The organism is Bacillus sp. FSL H8-0516, from assembly GCF_038635285.1.
In the GTDB taxonomy this organism is placed as follows: Bacteria; Bacillota; Bacilli; order Bacillales; family Bacillaceae; genus Bacillus; species Bacillus safensis.
Genome location: NZ_CP152051.1, coordinates 1,293,680 through 1,313,353 on the forward strand (window position 1 = coordinate 1,293,680; position 19,674 = coordinate 1,313,353).

At 40.8% G+C, this 19,674-nt stretch carries 20 protein-coding genes, 1 pseudogene and 3 riboswitches; of the genes and pseudogenes, 16 read left to right on the forward strand and 5 right to left on the reverse strand.

The window, feature by feature from the left end:
• The first annotated feature begins 229 nt into the window (after positions 1–229).
• The 4 genes and pseudogenes from MHB67_RS06355 (at position 230) to MHB67_RS06370 (ending at position 4,061) form a co-directional block, all read left to right on the forward strand.
• Positions 230–844, forward strand: coding sequence for a DedA family protein (locus tag MHB67_RS06355; RefSeq protein WP_133743894.1), 615 nt, complete (start codon positions 230–232; stop codon positions 842–844).
• A gap of 77 nt (positions 845–921) precedes the next feature.
• Positions 922–1,028, forward strand: a riboswitch (yybP-ykoY riboswitch).
• Positions 1,024–1,915, forward strand: a pseudogene (locus MHB67_RS06360) (TerC family protein). It overlaps the preceding riboswitch by 5 nt.
• A 215-nt stretch (positions 1,916–2,130) precedes the next feature.
• Positions 2,131–2,886 (forward strand): RNA polymerase sigma factor SigI, encoded by a 756-nt coding sequence (gene sigI, locus MHB67_RS06365; RefSeq protein ID WP_003210952.1) that lies wholly within the window; start codon positions 2,131–2,133, stop codon positions 2,884–2,886.
• Entirely contained in the window at positions 2,883–4,061 is a 1,179-nt protein-coding gene (locus MHB67_RS06370) for an anti-sigma factor domain-containing protein (protein WP_185854362.1), read from the forward strand. The genes sigI and MHB67_RS06370 overlap by 4 nt, the downstream gene beginning before the upstream one ends.
• A gap of 38 nt (positions 4,062–4,099) precedes the next feature.
• Here MHB67_RS06370 and MHB67_RS06375 read toward each other — a convergent pair whose 3' ends face one another.
• Both MHB67_RS06375 and MHB67_RS06380 read right to left on the reverse strand, forming a co-directional pair.
• Positions 4,100–4,294 carry an alpha/beta-type small acid-soluble spore protein gene (locus tag MHB67_RS06375; protein ID WP_342492859.1) on the reverse strand — a complete coding sequence of 65 codons (195 nt, stop codon included), beginning with the start codon at positions 4,292–4,294 and terminating at the stop codon, positions 4,100–4,102.
• 124 nt (positions 4,295–4,418) lie between these two features.
• Positions 4,419–5,135 (reverse strand): DUF1836 domain-containing protein, encoded by a 717-nt coding sequence (locus MHB67_RS06380; protein ID WP_024424663.1) that lies wholly within the window; start codon positions 5,133–5,135, stop codon positions 4,419–4,421.
• A 278-nt stretch (positions 5,136–5,413) separates the two neighbouring features.
• Between MHB67_RS06380 and htpX the strand changes: the two genes are divergently transcribed.
• The 5 genes from htpX to MHB67_RS06405 all read left to right on the forward strand — a co-directional run bounded on the left by htpX (position 5,414) and on the right by MHB67_RS06405 (position 8,757).
• The gene (htpX, locus tag MHB67_RS06385; protein WP_024424664.1) at positions 5,414–6,313 is read left to right on the forward strand and encodes a protease HtpX; all 900 of its coding nucleotides are present in this window, start codon (positions 5,414–5,416) and stop codon (positions 6,311–6,313) included.
• Between the two features lie 144 nt (positions 6,314–6,457).
• Positions 6,458–7,804 (forward strand): TrkH family potassium uptake protein, encoded by a 1,347-nt coding sequence (locus MHB67_RS06390; protein WP_080696318.1) that lies wholly within the window; start codon positions 6,458–6,460, stop codon positions 7,802–7,804.
• 97 nt (positions 7,805–7,901) lie between these two features.
• The gene (locus tag MHB67_RS06395; RefSeq protein WP_024424666.1) at positions 7,902–8,420 is read left to right on the forward strand and encodes a YetF domain-containing protein; all 519 of its coding nucleotides are present in this window, start codon (positions 7,902–7,904) and stop codon (positions 8,418–8,420) included.
• Between the two features lie 6 nt (positions 8,421–8,426).
• Positions 8,427–8,591, forward strand: coding sequence for a hypothetical protein (locus MHB67_RS06400; RefSeq protein ID WP_087975542.1), 165 nt, complete (start codon positions 8,427–8,429; stop codon positions 8,589–8,591).
• Complete coding sequence (locus MHB67_RS06405) at positions 8,584–8,757, forward strand: hypothetical protein (protein ID WP_166644678.1); 174 nt, start codon at positions 8,584–8,586, stop codon at positions 8,755–8,757. The genes MHB67_RS06400 and MHB67_RS06405 overlap by 8 nt, the downstream gene beginning before the upstream one ends.
• 28 nt (positions 8,758–8,785) lie before the next feature.
• Here the strand turns inward: MHB67_RS06405 and MHB67_RS06410 are convergent, their stop codons facing one another.
• Positions 8,786–9,805 carry an acyltransferase family protein gene (locus tag MHB67_RS06410; RefSeq protein WP_122631248.1) on the reverse strand — a complete coding sequence of 340 codons (1,020 nt, stop codon included), beginning with the start codon at positions 9,803–9,805 and terminating at the stop codon, positions 8,786–8,788.
• Positions 9,806–10,098: 293 nt separating this feature from the next.
• On the opposite strand from MHB67_RS06410, the gene MHB67_RS06415 reads away from it, so the two are divergent.
• The 3 genes from MHB67_RS06415 to MHB67_RS06425 all read left to right on the forward strand — a co-directional run bounded on the left by MHB67_RS06415 (position 10,099) and on the right by MHB67_RS06425 (position 13,029).
• Positions 10,099–12,309: a PAS domain-containing sensor histidine kinase gene (locus MHB67_RS06415; RefSeq protein WP_257802712.1), complete on the forward strand. Its 2,211-nt coding sequence runs from the start codon at positions 10,099–10,101 to the stop codon at positions 12,307–12,309.
• Position 12,310: 1 nt separating this feature from the next.
• Positions 12,311–12,802: a methylated-DNA--[protein]-cysteine S-methyltransferase gene (locus MHB67_RS06420; protein WP_122631249.1), complete on the forward strand. Its 492-nt coding sequence runs from the start codon at positions 12,311–12,313 to the stop codon at positions 12,800–12,802.
• Between the two features lie 89 nt (positions 12,803–12,891).
• Positions 12,892–13,029, forward strand: a complete 138-nt coding sequence (locus tag MHB67_RS06425; protein WP_162860203.1) for a hypothetical protein — start codon at positions 12,892–12,894, stop codon at positions 13,027–13,029.
• A 24-nt stretch (positions 13,030–13,053) separates the two neighbouring features.
• Here the strand turns inward: MHB67_RS06425 and mtnA are convergent, their stop codons facing one another.
• Together mtnA and mtnK are read right to left on the reverse strand one after the other, a co-directional pair.
• Complete coding sequence (mtnA, locus tag MHB67_RS06430; RefSeq protein ID WP_342492860.1) at positions 13,054–14,115, reverse strand: S-methyl-5-thioribose-1-phosphate isomerase; 1,062 nt, start codon at positions 14,113–14,115, stop codon at positions 13,054–13,056.
• Between the two features lie 6 nt (positions 14,116–14,121).
• Positions 14,122–15,315, reverse strand: coding sequence for an S-methyl-5-thioribose kinase (mtnK, locus tag MHB67_RS06435; RefSeq protein ID WP_056766282.1), 1,194 nt, complete (start codon positions 15,313–15,315; stop codon positions 14,122–14,124).
• A 79-nt stretch (positions 15,316–15,394) separates the two neighbouring features.
• A riboswitch (SAM riboswitch) is annotated at positions 15,395–15,554 on the reverse strand.
• Positions 15,555–15,717: 163 nt separating this feature from the next.
• Between mtnK and MHB67_RS06440 the strand changes: the two genes are divergently transcribed.
• The 4 genes from MHB67_RS06440 to MHB67_RS06455 all read left to right on the forward strand — a co-directional run bounded on the left by MHB67_RS06440 (position 15,718) and on the right by MHB67_RS06455 (position 19,674).
• Positions 15,718–16,908 carry a pyridoxal phosphate-dependent aminotransferase gene (locus MHB67_RS06440; RefSeq protein WP_024426831.1) on the forward strand — a complete coding sequence of 397 codons (1,191 nt, stop codon included), beginning with the start codon at positions 15,718–15,720 and terminating at the stop codon, positions 16,906–16,908.
• Positions 16,909–16,952: 44 nt separating this feature from the next.
• Positions 16,953–17,054, forward strand: a riboswitch (SAM riboswitch).
• Between the two features lie 102 nt (positions 17,055–17,156).
• A complete protein-coding gene (gene mtnW, locus MHB67_RS06445) occupies positions 17,157–18,377 on the forward strand; it encodes a 2,3-diketo-5-methylthiopentyl-1-phosphate enolase (protein ID WP_073204952.1) in 1,221 nt (406 codons plus the stop codon).
• Positions 18,377–19,072 carry a 2-hydroxy-3-keto-5-methylthiopentenyl-1-phosphate phosphatase gene (locus tag MHB67_RS06450; RefSeq protein WP_061109754.1) on the forward strand — a complete coding sequence of 232 codons (696 nt, stop codon included), beginning with the start codon at positions 18,377–18,379 and terminating at the stop codon, positions 19,070–19,072. The genes mtnW and MHB67_RS06450 overlap by 1 nt, the downstream gene beginning before the upstream one ends.
• Positions 19,036–19,674, forward strand: a complete 639-nt coding sequence (locus MHB67_RS06455; protein ID WP_025092328.1) for a methylthioribulose 1-phosphate dehydratase — start codon at positions 19,036–19,038, stop codon at positions 19,672–19,674. The genes MHB67_RS06450 and MHB67_RS06455 overlap by 37 nt, the downstream gene beginning before the upstream one ends.

A 19,674-nucleotide genomic window follows, 5' to 3' on the forward strand; every position in this document is an offset into this window, starting at 1 on the left:
ATCTTAAAACAGACATATACTTAATATATCGGATCGAATGGCTTCTGTGTTCACCTTTCCTTCACTTAAATACAATAATCAACGTTTTTTTCACCCTTCTTTTATAGTAAAATCAAATTTAATGTAAAAAAACGACGAAAAGCGAATCGTTTCTTCGGTTTTATTCGTTTAATATATGGTGTGATTCTAAAAGAGATAGAATCAGTCAAATGATTATGTTTGAAAGGGATTGATAAACATCGAAGATTTTATTATTTCTTTAGCTGATGCCTTTAAGAACTTGTCATACTTTGGCATCTTCCTCGCATTATGCATTGAATTTGTACCTGCTGAAGTGGTTTTGCCTCTTGCGGGTTACTGGGTCTCAGAAGGGGACATGGCTTTTATCGGTGTTGTGGCGGCCGGCTCTATTGGCGGCGTGGCTGGCCCTTTGACCTTGTACTGGTTAGGACGTTACGGCGGCAGACCCTTTTTAAATAAATATGGAAAGTACTTTTTTATAAAACCTGAGGCGCTTGATAAATCGGATGCTTTTTTTGAAAAGCATGGCGGATTCGTCGCATTCAGCGGCCGGTTCATACCAGGAGTCAGAACGTTGATCTCCATCCCGTGCGGTATTGCCAAGATGAATGTGTGGGTCTTTTGCCTGTATACGTTTTTGGCAATTACACCAATTACGTTTGTGTATGTGTATCTTGGGTTTATGCTTGGGGAGAACTGGAAAGAGGTTGGCGCCATGATAGATCCTTATCTTTTACCAATTGGGATCGGTGTTGTGTTATTGTTTGTTCTCTACTTATTGCTAAAACGAAGAAAAAGAAAAACAGAAACGCCAACTGCCTAATCAATGGATCGAAGTGAAAGTCACCTGTTGACAATCGAGTGTCTATTGATTATGATATAAGTAATCTAAATATTCTAAATCCCGCCAAAGGGGAGTAGCGTCCGGTTTTTACCGGAAACAAAGTCGTCATTACATGGACTGATGTTCATCGGCTTTGTTGGCATGATTCTACATATCACATGTCTAGCAAGACCTTTGCCATTACAGGCAAAGGTCTTTTTTGCATTCATAAGCCTTTGTCTGTTGTGGGACAATAGATAAAAACAAGGAGGAATGATGATGGATGCAGCTATTATTTTAGAGTACGGGTGGGTTCTGCTCGTACTGATTGGATTAGAAGGGATTTTAGCAGCTGATAACGCGCTGGTCATGGCCGTGATGGTCAAACACCTTCCTGAAAAACAAAGAAAAAAGGCATTGTTTTACGGACTTGCAGGTGCGTTTGTCATGCGGTTTGGTTCTCTGTTTCTTATTTCGTTTTTAGTGGATGTGTGGCAAGTTCAAGCCATTGGTGCAATTTATCTTCTTTATATTTCCATTCACCATATTTTAAAATCGCACGTATTTAAGAAAAAGGAAACTGAAACAAATGTGAAACAAAGCGGCTTCTGGGCAACAGTCGTGAAAGTAGAGCTTGCTGACATTGCTTTTGCTGTAGATTCCATTTTAGCGGCCGTCGCTTTAGCTGTGACACTGCCAAAAACAAGTCTTCCGCAAATCGGTGGACTCGATGGCGGTCAATTTATTGTCATTCTTTTAGGCGGTATCATTGGTCTTGTTATTATGCGATTTGCAGCAACGGTCTTTGTGAAACTGCTCAAAACAAGACCGAGCCTAGAAACAGCAGCATTTGTCATTGTCGGATGGGTGGGTGTGAAGCTCACGCTTTATACACTGTCACATCCAGCTATTGGGGTCGTATCGTCTCATTTTATTCATTCAGCATTATGGAAAGTCATTTTCTGGACAGTGCTTCTCGCAATTGCAGCATTTGGCTGGTTTTTATCAAGTCCATCAAGAAAAGGCGGGCAGGAAAACGAGGAGAAGCAAGAGGCACGCCTGGGAGAGTAGGTTTTTTGAAAGAAATATCATTTCATTTTCATAACACGTATATTACAAATAAGGGGGAGATACCCCCTTATTTCTTTGCTTTTAGACGAAACATTGTAAAGTAGATGGTGACATACATGTCATAATTGAGTAACAGGAAATGAATTCCTCATTTCTTCCTTTGCGCTTCCCTCATAAATTAGCTATCATAAATGAGTAATATAGGGAGAACTGAGGTGAAACCATTGCTTAGCCTTTTGTTTAAAAAAGGAAAGAAAAAGCAAACATTAGAGCAGTCGGCTATCAGTATTCAACAAGGTGATATCGAACTGCAAAATGCATTAATAGAGCAATACAAACCATTTGTCGCTAAGACGGTTTCATCCGTTTGTAAACGATATATAGATGAAAAAGATGATGAATTCAGCATAGGCTTAATCGCCTTTAATGAAGCGATAGAAAAATACTCTGCCGAAAAAGGAAACTCACTGCTTGCTTTCGCAGAATTAATTATTAAAAGAAAAGTGATTGACTATATTCGAAAAGAAGCAAGAAATGCGCCAACGGTTCAAATGGACCTGCAAGAAAGTGAGAACGGCGAATACTCTCAAAGCATGATTGAAGCCGAGCTCTCTGCAAATGAATATAGGCGTTTAATTGAACAAGAACATAGAAGAGAAGAGATTGAACATTTTAAAGAACGATTGAAAGTATACGGTCTCACGTTTCAAGAGCTGCTTGAGCATTCACCAAAGCATGCAGATGCCAGGCAAAATGCCATTAAAGTAGCCCATACACTCGTTGAACACGATGAGCTGAGAACCATTTTATTTCAGAAAAAACAATTGCCCGTCAAACAGCTGGAAAAGCTAGTGGAAGTCAGCCGCAAAACGATTGAGAGAAATAGAAAATATATCATTGCGATGGCGATCATTATGACAGGTGATTATGTGTATTTGAAAGATTACCTTAAAGGGGTGCTTAATTCATGAGAAGAGGCATTATAGTAGAGAAAAACAAAAAATATGTCACGCTGCTGACCCCTGATGGACAATTTCTGCGGACAAAATATGAAGAGCAAAACTATGAAATCGGCCAAGAAGTGACATTTCCGAATGAATCACGTCTCGAAAGAAAAAGAGCCGGTTTTTTTGACCTGCTTCGTTTACGTCCGTTAAATGCAGGAATCCTATCGATAGCAGCGATTATTGTCGTAATTTTTACTATGATGCCATCTTTCTCAAGTCAAAAAGCATATGCGTATATGACAATTGATATTAATCCAAGCTTTGAGCTGAAGCTTGATCATAATTATCAAGTGATCGGTGTCACACCGCTGAATAAAGATGCAAAGCAAGTACTGGCGAGTATGAAGGATTTAGAAAAAAACGACATGACCAAAGTCGTGCAGGAAATTATAGATGACTGTGACAAAAAAGGATATGTGAACCATTCTAAAAGTATTTATATTTCAACCGTTTATGAAAACAAGCAGGACAATACATATAAAACAAACGTAAAAAGCAAAATTAACACCATTTCTGGTGAATATCAAAAACGCAATTATAAGCTGGAAACTGTGGAAAGTGACATGGAAACAAGAGAAAAGGCTCAAAAGGCAGGCATTTCAACAGGAACATATATTAGAAATCAAGAAATGCAAGATCAAGAACATGAAGACATCAAAAAGGATGAAGACGGAGCAGATAACGATGCTGTGAAGGAAGAAGATCCTAAGAAACATGATGAAGAACAAGCAGATAAAGACAAACAAGAAGACGTAAAGACAGACGATAGCGAAGAGATGCAGCCAGATCAAGAGGCTCCTGAAGCTGAGGACAAAGAGCAGAAGGAGGCAGAGAGGGAAGAGCAAGGATCTGTTCAAAAGCCTCAAAAACCTGATGATGCAAGCAAAGACAACAAGATAAAGGAAGAAAAGGATCATTCTTTCGATAAAGAGCAAAAAAAAAATCAATCAACCGATCCTGATGAAAGAAGACACTGGAACGGCACATCACGTGGTGATGCGGAAAAACATGCAAAAAAAAACGGCAGGGATCAGAACAATCCATCCGCTGAACAAAAAAGAGAACATGCGAAGCAAAAAGGGAAAGGTGCACCGTTTCCTTATCGCGAGAACCGGCATGAGCACACATATGAACAATAAAAAACGCCAGATTAGCTCCGGCGTATTTCACCATGTCTTTATTTAGATTGATTGCCCATTTGTGATTGAGCCTGTTGAACGAGTCTTTTTGTGATTTCACCGCCAACAGAACCGTTTGCACGTGAGACTGTATCTGAACCGAGAGTGACGCCAAATTCTTGAGCGACCTCGTATTTAAATTGATCTAAAGCTTGTTCTACTCCAGGAACAAGAAGTTGATTTCGATTTGCCATGTTCATATTCCTCCTTTCACCTCATGTTTGTTGCGCCTTCTTATTTTGAAAAAAAAGCCGTACATTTATGCTGGCAATTGCTGTACAAAAAAACCGAGATGATGAAGGTCACCTCGGTTCTTATTTATCCCTTATTCAGCTGCAGCGTATTATACATCATTTCTTGAGCTGTACTTTGCAAATGAGAAGTAAATACAGAGAAGACGGTAGAACTGATAATTCCTTTAATCAAATTCCATTGGCTCTTCGTCAATTCTGTAAACTCGTCATGGAGTTTGTCTGTCTGCTCCTCAGTTATTTCTCGTAAATTTGTTTCCTTTAATGGAAATTGTGTATGGTGATAAATAAAATCAAGGACGTGCGCATATGCTTCATAAAAACGGATTGGACTAATAATATCATCTGTTCGATCTGTGATGGTGTTAAATAAGGCAGATAAGATCATACGAATGCTATCGAAGTCAAAAACTGATTTTAAATCCCTGACAATTAATAAAATAACGACCTGATCAATAGAGTACTTCTTGCCAAGCTCTGGATGGCCAATCATATCTTTAATATCACGTTTGATCCAATTTTGAATCGCCGTCGATTTAAGAGAAGTCAGCTCACACAAGTTGCCAAGCTCAACAATTTCATTTGTAGAAAGGCCATGCTCTGATTTTTGCTTCCGCCGTTCAAGCTTCTCAAAAAAAGACGGGATCTTTAATTCATCATAGTCATGATCCTTGCCATTTTTTACAGATAGTTTCAAAAGCTGAAGCGGAGTCAGATCTCCCTCTCCTTTTAGAGAATACAGAAGTCTTGTCATGTCAATTCTCGTTAATTTAAAAGTAACCATGTTCCACCTCATTTGTACGTCAAAACGTGATTATTGATCTAATTCAACATCATAGTCTCTTTTTGATGAAAATGCAAAATAAACTCAAATTCAAACCTGCGCGTCACAATTTGTTCACTTTTCTGCTGGGGCGAATGTCGTAAATATTGATGTGATGGGGCTTTAGCCGTTATGATAAACAGAGAAAGTGATTCCTTTTTCCTTGCAATTTGAGACGTTTATTTTTATAATTTTATTAATAAGTTCATTTGAACTTAATATGACAGCGGAGGTTATGTATGGGTAAGAGAATATTTCTGTTTATATTAACGAACATTCTTGTTATCACTACGATTGGTATTGTACTGTCGGTTATTAGTGCAGCAACTGGTGTTGGTTCTTATATAGGAGCAGACGGAAGACTTAATATCCTTTATCTTCTTGTATTCAGTGCAGTTGTTGGTTTTGTTGGCTCGTTTATGTCACTTGCAATGTCTCGCTGGATGGCAAAAATGATGATGGGTGTACGTGTGTTAAATCCAGAAAAGGATTCATTAACATATGATGAGCAGCAGCTTGTTGACCGCGTGCACAGACTTTCAAGAGCAGCAGGCCTTTCTAAAATGCCTGAGGTTGGTATTTATCAATCATCTGAAGTCAATGCATTTGCAACAGGTCCTTCTAAGAGAAGATCACTTGTTGCGGTATCAACTGGATTGCTTCATGAAATGGATGATGCAGCAGTTGAAGGTGTAATCGCCCACGAAGTCGCTCACGTTGCGAATGGTGATATGGTGACGATGACGCTGCTTCAAGGAATCGTCAACACGTTCGTTGTGTTCCTTTCAAGAATTGCGGCATGGATCGCAAGCCGTTTTGTTTCACGTGAAGAGCTTGTGCCGATTGTTCACTTTATCGCTGTGATTGTTTTCCAAATCATTTTCTCTATCCTAGGAAGCCTTGTCGTGTTTGCATATTCTAGACACCGTGAATTCCATGCAGACCGCGGCGGAGCCGACCTTGCAGGTAAAGATAAAATGATTCATGCGCTTCGTTCACTTGAGGCGTACACGTCAAGAATCAAAGATGATGATCAAACAGCAGTCGCTACGCTGAAAATCAGCGGTAAACGAAAAGCTTCTCTTTTCTCAACACACCCTGATTTGAACGAAAGAATCAGAAGACTAGAAGCAAAATAAGAAAGACGAAAAGACATTCTTTAACAGGATGTCTTTTTCTTTTTGATGAAAAAGAAAATAAAGCATAAAATAGCTTTAAAATCATGTCTCTTTTCATTAAAATGATAAAGGTATTCGAAAAGATAGATAAAAGAAGGAATGACAATGAATCCTATAAAAAAGCTAATTGACCGGCTGTCAGCGTTTCAGTTGATTGCCCTTTATTATTTTCTTGCTGTGACCGTATCGTTTATTCTTCTCAGCCTTCCAGTGGCTCATCAAGAGGGAGTCAAATGGACATTCATTGATGCCTTATTTACAGCGGTGAGTGCTGTAAGTGTCACAGGACTGACTGTTGTCGACACCTCACAAACATTTAGTGTGACAGGGATGTGGATCCTTGCGTTTGTTCTGCAAATTGGAGGCATAGGCATCATGACGCTCGGTACCTTCGTATGGCTTGTCATGCGAAAAAGAATTGGAATTAAAGAAAGAAAGCTCATCATGGCAGATCAAAATCAAAGCAATTTATCAGGAATTGTGAAACTAATGAAGCAGGTTTTATATTTAATTTTGCTGATTGAGTTTGTCGGCGGGCTGATTTTAAGCATGTATTTTCTCAAATATTACGATGTGCAAGGAGCTTTCTTACATGGCTTCTTTTCGAGTATTAGTGCGACAACCAATGGTGGCTTCGATATTACAGGGAGTTCTCTTATCCCTTACAAAGATGATTATTTCGTCCAGTTTATTACGATGCTGCTGATCATCTTTGGAGCGATTGGTTTTCCTGTGCTCGTGGAAGTGAAGGATTATTTGTTCAATCAGGACCGTAAGCACGCATCGTTCTCATTGTTTACAAAAATCACCACGCTCACGTTTGGCGGCCTTGTCGTTGTTGGAGCGATTGGAATCTATGCACTTGAAGCCGGGTTTAGCTTTGTAGGGAAAAGCTGGCACGAAATCTTGTTCTATTCTTTGTTTCAATCGACTGCAACAAGAAGCGGGGGGCTGACAACGTTAGATATTACGCAGCTGACGGAACCGACGCTTTTATTTTTATGTATGCTCATGTTTATCGGGGCTTCCCCAAGCTCTGTGGGGGGCGGAATTCGGACAACTACGTTTGCCCTTAATTTACTCGCATTGTTTCATTATGCTAGGGGAAATAAGTCCATAAAAATCTTCAAGAGGGAGCTTCATCAAGCGGATATTAATAAATCCCTTATGGTGACCATGATGGCCTTTATTTTGGTTTTTGGCGCTACGTTCCTGTTATCCTTAACAGAGCATAATACACTTCTTGAAAATTTATTTGAAGTTTGCTCTGCTTTCGGAACAACGGGGCTGTCGCTTGGGATCACCTCAGATCTCACTGTGTTTGGTAAATGTATCATCATGGTTGTCATGTTTATTGGCCGGATCGGCATTCCAAGCTTTTTATATTTAATCGGCCGAAGAGAAAGCGAAGCAAATTATCATTATCCGAAAGAGCGCGTCATTATTGGTTAAACAGCATTCCATTTGAATGCTGTTTTTTTATTTCCATTATCTAACTGGCTAAATCATATGGGATGTTCGCAATCTATAGGTAAGAGGTGAACGAGACGTGCTTGATGTATTATGGAAAGCAATTGTCATGCTGCTAGTTGGTACCTTGCTGCTGAGAATAGCAGGGCCTAAATCCATTAGTCAATTAACTGTACAACAAACAGTCATCATGATTTCAATCGGATCGATTATTATCCAACCCTTTATTGAGCATAATTTACTTGAAACCATTTATGCAGCTACCATCTTTATTGTGGCACTTGTCATTATGGAAAAGCTGTCAATTCAATCGGATTTTTTTGAAAAATTGCTTTCAGGCAAATCGGTTGTGATTTTACAAGATGGCGAAATGCTTGATCATAAGCTGAAGAAAACAAGGCTCACAAGGGATCAATTTAAAATGCGTTTAAAGCAGCAAGGCATCACTGACATCAGCTGTCTCAAAAAAGCCACGCTAGAAGCCAATGGGCAAATTGGCTATGAGTTAAAACCTGAGGAAAAGCCAGTGACGGTCAAGCAAATGAAAGAACTCCTTGACCAATTAAGAGAAGAACTAAACCTGTCAAAAAAGGACTGAATGTAGATGAAAAGAAAAGCAGCGAAAAATGAAGCATTAACAAATAATATGACGCCGACAGAAAGCATGGCACATGATCAAGGACAAACCCAATTTGACGAACAATCAAGAGATCGTCAGGCAAACCGAAATTCTCATAAAGGGAAACAAGGGGGAGCATCTCGTGACTAAGAAGCATATGAAGAGCAAAGAGATGAAGGACCATAAAAAGCCAATGGACCCAGATATTTTAGAAGAGGAATTTGGCAGTGAGCTTGGAGATATTAACAGCAGCAAATGGATTGATACATTGGTGAAGCCAAAGAAAGATGCTGCATGTCAGCAGAATAAGAAATAGAAAAAAACGATCCATGAAGGATCGTTTTTTATTTGATATAACTCCCCTGCCTGCCAGTGATCGTTCGCATGAAGTTGTTCATTTTGAGCTCAATCACTGGCTGTGCAACGGTTTTGACAAAAGTGCTAGACAGGGTAAAGGTTAACAAAATGGTCAGCAGCAATAAAATGAGTACACTTGCTGCATTTAGCGCCCAGTCATCAAACCAAGTGGTTCTTAGCAGTTTGATCACAAAGCCATGTAATAAATAAACATATAACGTTCTTGTTCCCCATTTTGTAAAGAAGAAACGGCGTGTTGGAACTAATGCAAAGAAGCTGAATGTAGCGCCAAATGCAAGCAAATACCATGCCATTCGTTTCATCGCCGCAATCATTCCTTCATCTCCAAGAGAAGCATACGACTTTGAGCCAAATAAGAAGGAATAATCAAATTCATAGAAGTAGCAAAACAGGAACACAGCCATTAATACAAAAAGTGCTGCCAGCTTTCCTTTGCTTGTACGGATGAATTCAAAATGCTGCTTTTTTAAATAGAATCCAGCTAAAAACATAGGCAAAAAGACAAACGTACGTGATAAGCTGAGTGTATCGCTGATGCTGTCCACATAACCGACAAGTAATGCAATCGATAAACTGACAATCATCGCCCAGTGGAACGGCAGTTTTGAAAAAGGAATGAGCAGCAAGTTCCAAAAGAATAAACTAATTAAAAACCATAAGGACCATTGCGGATCAATTGGATTTAAATTGGCCATGCTTTGATCCTGTAATAGATAATAGTAAATCGAATAGATCACCTGAAAGATTAAATATGGGATGATCAGCTTAACGGCGACTTTTTTCATAAAGCCCGGTTTTCTAAACCCTTTTGCAAAAAAGCCAGAAACTAAAATAAAGGCGGGCATGTGAAAGGTATAAATAAACTTGTATAAATAGAGCATCCAGTCATTATCATGAATGAATGATCGTAACAAATGACCAAAAACAACTAGAAAAATCAGAAGGAATTTCGCATTATCAAAATAACTATCTCGTGAAGATGCCATAACATCACCTTTCCTGCTCGTTTTCGAACATAAATGTTCTAAGTGCACTGTTCCCTTATTTGCCTCATTCTAAAATACATTTTGGCTTAATTCGCTATTTGATGTGAAATTGTAGAACGGTTGTAAAAGAAGCGTAAGAAAAGTGAATCGTTATACAATCCTGTCATCCAAATGAAATAAATGAGACAGTCTTCGTGTAAAAAGTTATCTTTTTTTATGAGTCGAATGAAGGAACAATGAAAATATTGTAGAAATATTGTAGAGGAATGAGGCTGGAAAAGGAGTGTAAGAGAATGACTGAAACGCTCGATGGCAATAGGTTAACCCCTGCGGGAGATATCAGAAAATTAGAAAAAGAGAATGAATATTTGCGAACTGAGTTGATGCAGCAAAAAATGCTGTTAAATAAGACGCTCGATGCCATTTTTATATTTGATCAGCACCTCAACATCATCCAAGCCAACGAAGCAACATGCAGGCTTGTCCAGACACCGAAAGAAGACCTCCTCAATAAATCCGTTCTAGATTTCCTATATGGCATTCCGAAAGATAAAGTTGAATGCTCACTCGATCTATTTTTTCGAAAAGGTACGTTAAAAAGAGAAATCTCTATTCAGCTGGAAAATGGCGAAACAAAATACATTGAATTTGTCGCAGAGCACGACACCATGAATCAGCAGTATATAGTCGTTATGCGAGATATTTCATCAAAGAAAATATTAGAACGAGAACGCTCCATGAATGAGCAGCTGTTCAAAGATTTGTTTGACCGAGCCATTGACGGGATGGTCATTTTTGATCAGGATGGCTGCATGATTGATGCGAATCATTCTTTTTGTCAGAGCTTTGAGCTGCAAAAGACTGATTTAACCGATCGCTATTTACATGAATTTGTCGAAGAAGAAAATCTTCCCGCCTTGCAGCACCTTTTAACGTCACTTAAAGAAACAGGGAAAGCAAAAGGAGAGCTTCCTGTTACTCTACAATCTGGCCAGCACAAATTATTCGAACTCACCATTACATCAAATGTGATGAGTGGTTTTTATATGTCCATCATGCGGGATATTACAGAAAAAAGGCTGATGGAAGAGAAGCTGTTAAAAAGTGAAGAACGCTTTAGAGAAATTTTCGAAAATGCAATGGATGCCATCATCATATGGGCGGACGATGGAGAGATTGTGAAAGCCAATGAATCAGCCTGCCGAATTTTTGAATTACCTATGCACTCGCTGATTGGTAAAAAACTTACCGACTTTCTCGTCAAATCTGATAAGAGATATAGACCAACAAGAAGACGCTATATCCGGAATCATGAAATAAGGGAAGAGCTATTGTTCAAAATGGCAAATGGACAGTATAAAGAGCTTGAGTTTACATCAAAGCATGCGGTATTAGAAGGACAGCACTTAACCATTTTACGTAATGTAAGTGATCGAAAAAGAATGGAGCAGGAGCTGCGCGAAAGTGAGCTTAAATTCCGCAAAGTATTTAATGGATCAATGGACGGCATTGTTCTTTTTGATAATCAATATCGAATCATTGAAGTCAATCCATCTGCCAGCGAGCTGCTTCAATTGAAGGACGATCATTTAACAGAAATGAATCTTTTCCACATCCTTGCCCCTTATCAAATAGAAAATTTGGCTCAGCCTGCCGAGGCGATGTCATTAGATGAAATGGATAATGAGGTTCCGTTTGTACTGAATCATCCAGATCAGCGTATCCTGGAATTCTCTTTTAAACGCAACATTATCCATAATATGAATTTGGCGATCTTTAGAGATGTGACAGAGCGGAAGGAATTAGAAGAGCGGGTGAGAAAATCAGATACCCTTCATGTGGTCGGAGAGCTTGCCGCTGGAATTGCTCATGAAATTAGAAACCCGATGACAGCCTTAAAAGGCTTCATTCAGCTGTTAAAAGGAAATATAGAAGGGGAGTATTCGCTCTATTTCAATGTCATCACATCAGAGCTGAAAAGAATTGAATCCATCATCACCGAATTTTTGATTTTAGCGAAACCGCAAGCCATTGTATATGAAGAAAAAAATGTGGTGCAGATTGTGAAAGACACGATGGATCTTCTGCACGCACAGGCGAATCTTGGCAATGTTCAAATGCATCTCAATGTGCTGGATGAGATTCCGCTCATTTATTGTGAACAAAACCAATTAAAGCAGGTCTTTATTAACATTTTAAAAAATGCAATTGAAGTCATGCCGCGCAAAGGAAATGTCTATGTGAGCATTCAGCGGAAGGGTGAGGAGCATATTGTCATTTCACTGCGTGATGAAGGCTGCGGAATGGCAGAGGATAAGCTAAAGCGTCTAGGTGAGCCTTTTTATACAACGAAAGAAAGAGGAACTGGACTTGGCTTAATGGTTAGTTATAAAATTATTGAAGAGCATCAAGGAACCATTGAGGTAGAAAGTGAGGAAGGCGTAGGAACCGTCTTCCATCTCACGCTGCCACTTAGGCAGCAGAAACAAGAAGGAGAGCAGTAACGTGTATTATACCGTCTATCACGCACCTATCGGGGAATTATACATACTAGAAAAGGATGGTGCCATCATCGAGGTGATGTTTGATGATGAACCGTTTTTAGCAAAAAAGCAGGCAGCGAATCTAAAGCAAGCAGATACGCCTGTCTTACAAGAAGCGAAAAAGCAGCTAGATGAATATTTCAAGGGTGAGCGTCAAGTATTCGATCTCCCGCTCAAGCAAGCGGGTTCCCCGTTCCAAGAGCAGGTGTGGGGAGCATTGTCGGCCATACCATATGGTGAATCAAAAAGCTATGCAGACATTGCAGAAGCGATTGGCAATCCAAAGGCTGTAAGAGCCATCGGACAAGCTAACAGACGAAATGCATTACCTATTTTTATTCCATGTCACAGGGTGATTGGAAAAGACCGGTCTCTGACGGGCTATGCAGGATCGAAGACAGACATGAAAGCGGTCCTCCTTGAATTAGAAGGCATCCCATTTGTTCAAAAATAAATCGATTGACCTGTTCCAAATGTTTGTCAAGCGACATATCCTTTTATTAAGCTAAAAAAGTTGGTTGAGGGAAAAAGGAGGGCGCTGGCATGTTTTGGGGCAAAAAAGGTAAAATGTATGCCGTTACGTCACTATGTGTCAAAATGAACGTTTTGACAGAAGAACAAAAAAAAGAAATCTTAACAAAAACGAATCAAGAAACAAAAAAGCGCGGTGCTCTTAAATGACAAGAACACGGCGCTTTTTTGCGATCATTGGGAGATGCTTTCGGCGAAAAAAGCATCAATCTCTTCTGCATAGTTCGATGTGATAATTCCCTTTTCTGTAATGATGCCTGAAATAAGATGATGAGGAGTGACATCAAAGGCGGGATTGAATACCTGAACATCAGGCGGTGCAATGGGGACGCCGTTTAATTCCTTTACTTCCAGCGGGTCGCGCTCTTCAATTGGAATATCTGACCCGTCGCGGGTGGATACATCAAAGGTTGAAAGCGGTGCTGCTACAAAAAACGGAATGTTAAAATGCTTGGCTAGAACGGCAAGACCTAACGTTCCAATCTTATTCGCTGTATCTCCATTACGGGCGATACGGTCAGCACCAACAATGACAGCAGAAATTTGCTTTTCCTTCATCGTATGGGCTGCCATGTTATCTGTAATGAGCGTCACATCCACGCCGCCTTGCATAAGCTCCCATGTTGTCAGACGAGCACCTTGAAGAACAGGGCGTGTTTCACATGCATAAATGTGAAGATCAAGATTTTTCTTTTTGGCTAAATAAAAGGGAGCAAGGGCTGTTCCGTACCGGCTCGTTGCGATGGAGCCTGCATTACAAATGGTCATGATACGGTCACCTGATTTAAAGAGCTGAAGAGCATTTTGACCGATTTGTCTGCATGTTTCTTCATCTTCAATTTGAATTTGAATGGCTTCATGGACAAGGTCTGTTTTGGCTGCATTCACTGATGCTGCACGCTGAATGCGCTGCAGCATCCGGTCTAATGCCCAGGCGAGGTTTACAGCAGTTGGACGAGCACTGTTTAAATATTCTTTGATTCGAATGACTTCTTGTTTAAACACATCCATTTCTTCTGTCTCAATGGCTTGCGCACTAAGCGCCAGCCCAAAAGCTGCTGTAATGCCAATCGCAGGCGCTCCGCGTACTTTTAATGACACAATCGCATCATACACATCTTCTTTCGTATATAAATGCTCAAATACGGTTTCGGTTGGTAATTTTTGCTGATTTAAAATGTTGATACGGTTTTCTTCCCATTCGACAGAACGGGGGACTTCAAATTCTTTTGACAAAACCCGTCACTCCTTTACAGATGGCTGGAATAATGCGACGAGGTCAGACGCTGTTTCCACTGTATGATATTGTTTGATAAATGTTTTTCCGAGTGTTAGTGCTGCTTTTTTCTGCTGAATCCGTCTAGTTGGTGATGGAATCGCATCAAGATCAGCGGCATGAGCAAGACCGATTGTTCGGCGGACAAGCTCACAGCCGGCAAAGCCTGTCGCTTCTTTTAAAATCCGGTCAAAGGTTGTTTCTAAAAAGCTGTCCGATACACTAAACGCTTCAATGCTGTCCTCTTTCCAAGCTTTTGTGAACACTTCTTTGAAGGTTGCCCATACATTGACGACATGGTCAAAAAGGTGCTGCTGCTCGTGTTCATTCTCGCGAGATAAAGCATTCAGGAACAGATTGGCGATAAAGTGGCCGATATCGAATCCAAAGGGACCGTAAAACGCGAATTCTGGATCAATGATTTTCGTTTCAGTCTCATTTGCAAAAATACTGCCTGTATGAAGATCTCCATGAACCAATGTTTCAGCTGATGTCAGGAAGATACGCTTCAATTCCGCTGCTTTGGCTTGCAGCTCAAGATCTTTCCAAAGCGCTTCTGCTGATTCTCTTAATTCTTCTTCGAAGTCATTTGTTTCACTATCAAAGAAAGGGTCTGTGAAGACGAGTTTTTCTGTAATATCACACAGGTCAGGGTTCGTAAACTGCTTCACAAATTGTTTTTTGATTTTAGGATTTGTAGCAAAGTCAGATGTGTAAAAAAGTGTTTTTCCTAAAAATTCTCCAACATGATCAGATAAATGTGGATATTGTTTTCCGGCAATTAGCCCTTTTCTGACGATTTCTAAGTGAGAGAGATCCTCCATGGCTGTCACTGCAAGAGCTGTATCTGAATAGTAGACTGCTGGTACGAGGTGCGGCGCATATTCTGACTGCTTGATCAGGGCGGCACTTTCAATTCTTGCCCGGTCTAATGTAAGCGGCCAGCTCTCCCCAACCACCTTTGCATAAGGCAGCGCCTGCTTGATGATCAATCCTTTTTCTTGTTTGTGATCATAAATATGAAAGACGTAATTTAAATTCCCGTCACCAATTTCAGTACATGTCAAATGGCTGCTTTCTTGGATCAAACCAAGTCTAATTGCGAGTGCAACTGCCGAGCTTTCTGTTAGTTCTTCATATGATGCCGTAAGTGTAACCAATTGCTTCCCCTCCAAATCATATAAAAAAGCCTCTTTCTCCTGAGAGAAAGAGGCTTGATGGTGTGTATGCTCAAAGCCTCTCTTATCTCTCAGCACATACGTCTGATGGAATTAGCACCGTGCCCTATAAGACAATTGTCTTGGCGCGTTACTTGCTGCGCCCCACTTCACAGTGGTATTAACGGTCGGTTGCTGTTGGGGTCAAAAGGCCAAATCCCTCGCCCAACTCTCGATAAGAGAAATCAATATGTAATTGTTTCGTGTCTGTTTGCATTTCTTAATTCAAGATATTATCAGAGCGGCGCTTTACATGTCAATCTTTTTTCAAAATTGCTTTACAATTCATAAAACAATCCATTACAGTGATTGTATTGTCACGTAACTTGAATAGAAGGTGAAGAAATGGAATTCCAGCAATCAGATGTGTTGAAACAATTACCGAAACAATTTTTTGCGTCCCTTGTCCAAAAGGTGCAGAAAAAAGTGCAGGAAGGGGCAGATATCATTAATTTGGGGCAGGGAAATCCTGATCAGCCAACTCCTCCGCACATTGTAAAAGCCATGCAGGAAGCGGTAGCAAAACCTGAAAATCATCAATACTCCTCATTCCGTGGAACAGCGAAATTAAAAAAGGCTGCTGCCGCTTTTTATGAAAGAGAATATGGCGTCACACTTGATCCAAAGACGGAAATTGCGATTTTATTTGGCGGAAAAGCAGGGCTTGTTGAGCTGCCGCAATGCCTGCTGAATCCGGGTGATACGCTTCTTGTCCCTGATCCTGGCTATCCTGATTATTGGTCAGGCGCTGTGCTTGCTGGAGCGCAAATGGTAACCATGCCACTTCTTGAAAAAAATCATTTTTTACCTGACTACGATTTGCTGCCTGAGGATGATAAGAAAAAGGCAAAATTAATGTACTTAAATTACCCCAACAATCCGACGGGGGCTACGGCAAGCCGTTCATTTTTTGAAGAAACCGTTACATTTGCGAAAGATCACAAGCTATGTGTTGTCCATGATTTTGCATATGGCGGCATTGGATTTGATGGAGAAAAGCCGCTCAGCTTTCTGCAAATAGAGGGAGCGAAAGAGACGGGAATAGAAATTTACACCTTGTCTAAAACGTACAATATGGCAGGGTGGAGAGTAGGATTTGCAGCCGGAAATTCGTCTGTTATTGAAGCCATTGAGCTTTATCAGGATCATCTGTTTGTCTCCCTGTTTAAAGCCACTCAAGATGCAGCAGCGGAAGCGCTATTAAGCGATCAAACGTGCGTACAGGTGCAAAATGATCGATATGAGAAAAGGCGGAATGTATGGATTGCTGCCTGCAAAGAAATTGGCTGGGAAGTCAGTGCACCAAAGGGATCATTTTTTGCTTGGTTAAAGGTGCCGGAAGGATATACATCTGAAGCCTTTTCTGACTTATTATTAGAGAAGGCACATGTTGTGGTTGCGCCAGGTAATGGCTTTGGTGATCACGGTGAAGGGTACGTGAGAGCAGGGCTTCTAACAAGTGAGGAGCGGTTACAAGAAGCTGCTCAGCGCATCGCTGCCTTGAATCTGTTTGAAAAAAAGCCATTGACAACATAAAAAAATGGTGCGATAATTCAGGCAATATTTAAGAAAATTGAATATTCTTATCAAGAGTAGGCAGAGGGACTAGCCCAATGAAGCCCGGCAACCGACTTCCATGAAGCACGGTGCTAATTCTTGCAGCAAGCGCTGAGAGATAAGATTCGGATGAATGACACGAAACAACCTCTTTAAGGCGCTCAAGAAGCACTTGAAGAGGTTTTTTTATTGAACATATGCATGACGCAATCGAAAGGGGATTCCTAGTGAGTGAATTACTGGCAACATACGTATTAACACATCGAGAGGATGAACAAATAAATCGAAAAGCGGAGCAGATCGCGCTTGGTTTAACAGTGGGATCATGGACGGATTTGCCGCAGCTCAAAAAGGAGCAGCTTCAAAAGCATAAAGGCCGAGTTGAAAAAGTATTAGAAAAAGCTGCTCCAGCCGAAAATGGTCTTTATCAATCAGAGGTGACGATTGCTTATCCTGAGGCAAACTTTTCAGCTGATTTACCAGCAGTTTTCACGACGATTTTTGGAAAGCTTTCACTAGATGGAAAAGTGAAGCTAGTCGATATCCAATTTTCTGAAGAATTTAAAAAAAGCCTGCCAGGACCTGTATTTGGAATTGATGGCATTCGAAAAAAGGTAAATGTGTTTGATCGTCCATTATTGATGAGTATTTTTAAAGGCGTTATCGGCCGTGATATGCAGGATTTAAAAGAGCAGCTCCGTTTACAGGCATTAGGCGGGGTTGACTTCATCAAAGACGATGAAATTTTATTTGAAAGTCCATTAGCTCCTTTTGAAGAGCGAATCAAAGAAGGAAAAGCGATTTTAAAAGAAACCTATGAAGAGACAGGACACCGCACACTGTATGCTGTCAATTTAACGGGCAGAACCTTTGACCTGAAGGATCGGGCGAGAAAGGCCGCTGAACTTGGGGCAGATGCGCTCTTATTCAATGTCTTTGCTTACGGCCTGGATGTTATGCAAAGCCTAGCTGAGGACCCAAACATTCCACTGCCGATTATGGCGCATCCCGCTGTGAGTGGTGCTTTGACATCCTCTCCTGAATATGGATTCTCGCATTCTCTTCTTTTAGGCAAATTAAATCGATATGCTGGCGCTGATTTGAGCCTTTTCCCCTCACCTTATGGGTCGGTTGCACTTCCGAAAAAAGATGCCCTTGGAATCTATGAAGCTTGCGTGAAAGAGGATACGGTTCAAAAAACATTCCCTGTCCCGTCAGCAGGCATTCATCCAGGAATGGTTCCAGTATTGATCAAAGATTTTGGAATTGATCATGTGATAAATGCAGGCGGAGGCATTCACGGACATCCGCGGGGAGCCATCGGCGGAGGGAAGGCATTTCGTTCGATCATTGATGCCGTGATTCATGAAGAGTCCATCCAAGATAAGGCGGCTTCCTGCCAAGACTTAAAAGCGGCACTTGATCTTTGGGGAAGGGTAGCAGAATAATGAAAAAACCAATTGTGTGTTGTGATTTTGATGGAACAATTACAAAAAATGATAATATCATCCGCATCATGAAACAGTTTGCACCAAGTGAATGGACGAAGTTGAAGGATGGTGTCCTGTCAAAGGAAATCACCATTCAAGAAGGCGTCGGGCAAATGTTTCAATTACTGACAAGTGATCAGAAGGATGCCATTCAATCATTTATTTTAGAGGATACAGAGATTCGAGAAGGATTTAAGCAATTTGTGGATGAGGTAAAAAAAGCAGATATTCCTTTCTATGTACTTAGCGGGGGGATGGACTTTTTTGTCTACCCTATCCTCGAAGGCATTGTCGATCGAGACGATATTTATTGCAACCATGCATCATTTGGGGAAGACCATATTCAGATTGAATGGCCGCATGCCTGTGATACGCAATGTCAAAATGGCTGCGGATGCTGCAAGCCCTCAATCATTCGAAAGCTGACTCATGAGGATGACTTCATCATCATGATCGGAGATTCAGTGACTGATGTGGAGGCGGCGAAGCATGCGGATCTTACGTTTGCGCGAGACTACTTACTCAATGAATGTCAAGAGCTCGGGCTCGTACATAAGGAGTATGACACATTTATTGATCTACACGCGCAATTTGTTCAAATAAAGGAAGTGAAGGAATGGCAGACGCAAAGAGCAAACGCTGGCAGGAGCTAGCAGACGTTAAACGTGAACTGGCCCAAAGAGATTGGTTTTTCGGAACAAGCGGTAATTTATCGATCAAGGTGTCGGATGATCCAATCACGTTTTTGGTGACGGCAAGCGGCAAAGATAAACGAAAAGAAACAAACGAAGATTTTGTGCTAGTAAATGCAGCAGGCCAGCCCCATCATCCGAACGAACCGCTTAGACCATCAGCTGAAACACTGCTTCACACGTACGTGTATGAACGGACGAAAGCAGGCTGCTGCCTCCATGTCCATACAATCGATAATAATGTGATGTCAGAGCTGTATGGGGATAAGGGAGAGATTCGTTTTAAAGGCAACGAAATCATCAAAGCGCTTGGTTATTGGGAAGAGGATGCAGAAGTGTCGATTCCGATTATTGAAAATCCAGCTCATATTCCGCAGCTTGCAGAGCAATTTGCCAAACATCTGACACTAGAGGCGTCATCTGGTGCTGTACTTATTCGCAATCATGGCATCACGGTCTGGGGAGAAACAGCCTTTGAAGCAAAACGAGTATTAGAAGCATATGAATTTTTATTTAGCTATCACTTAAAATTAGCGCTTTATCAACAGCAGCTTGTAAGATAA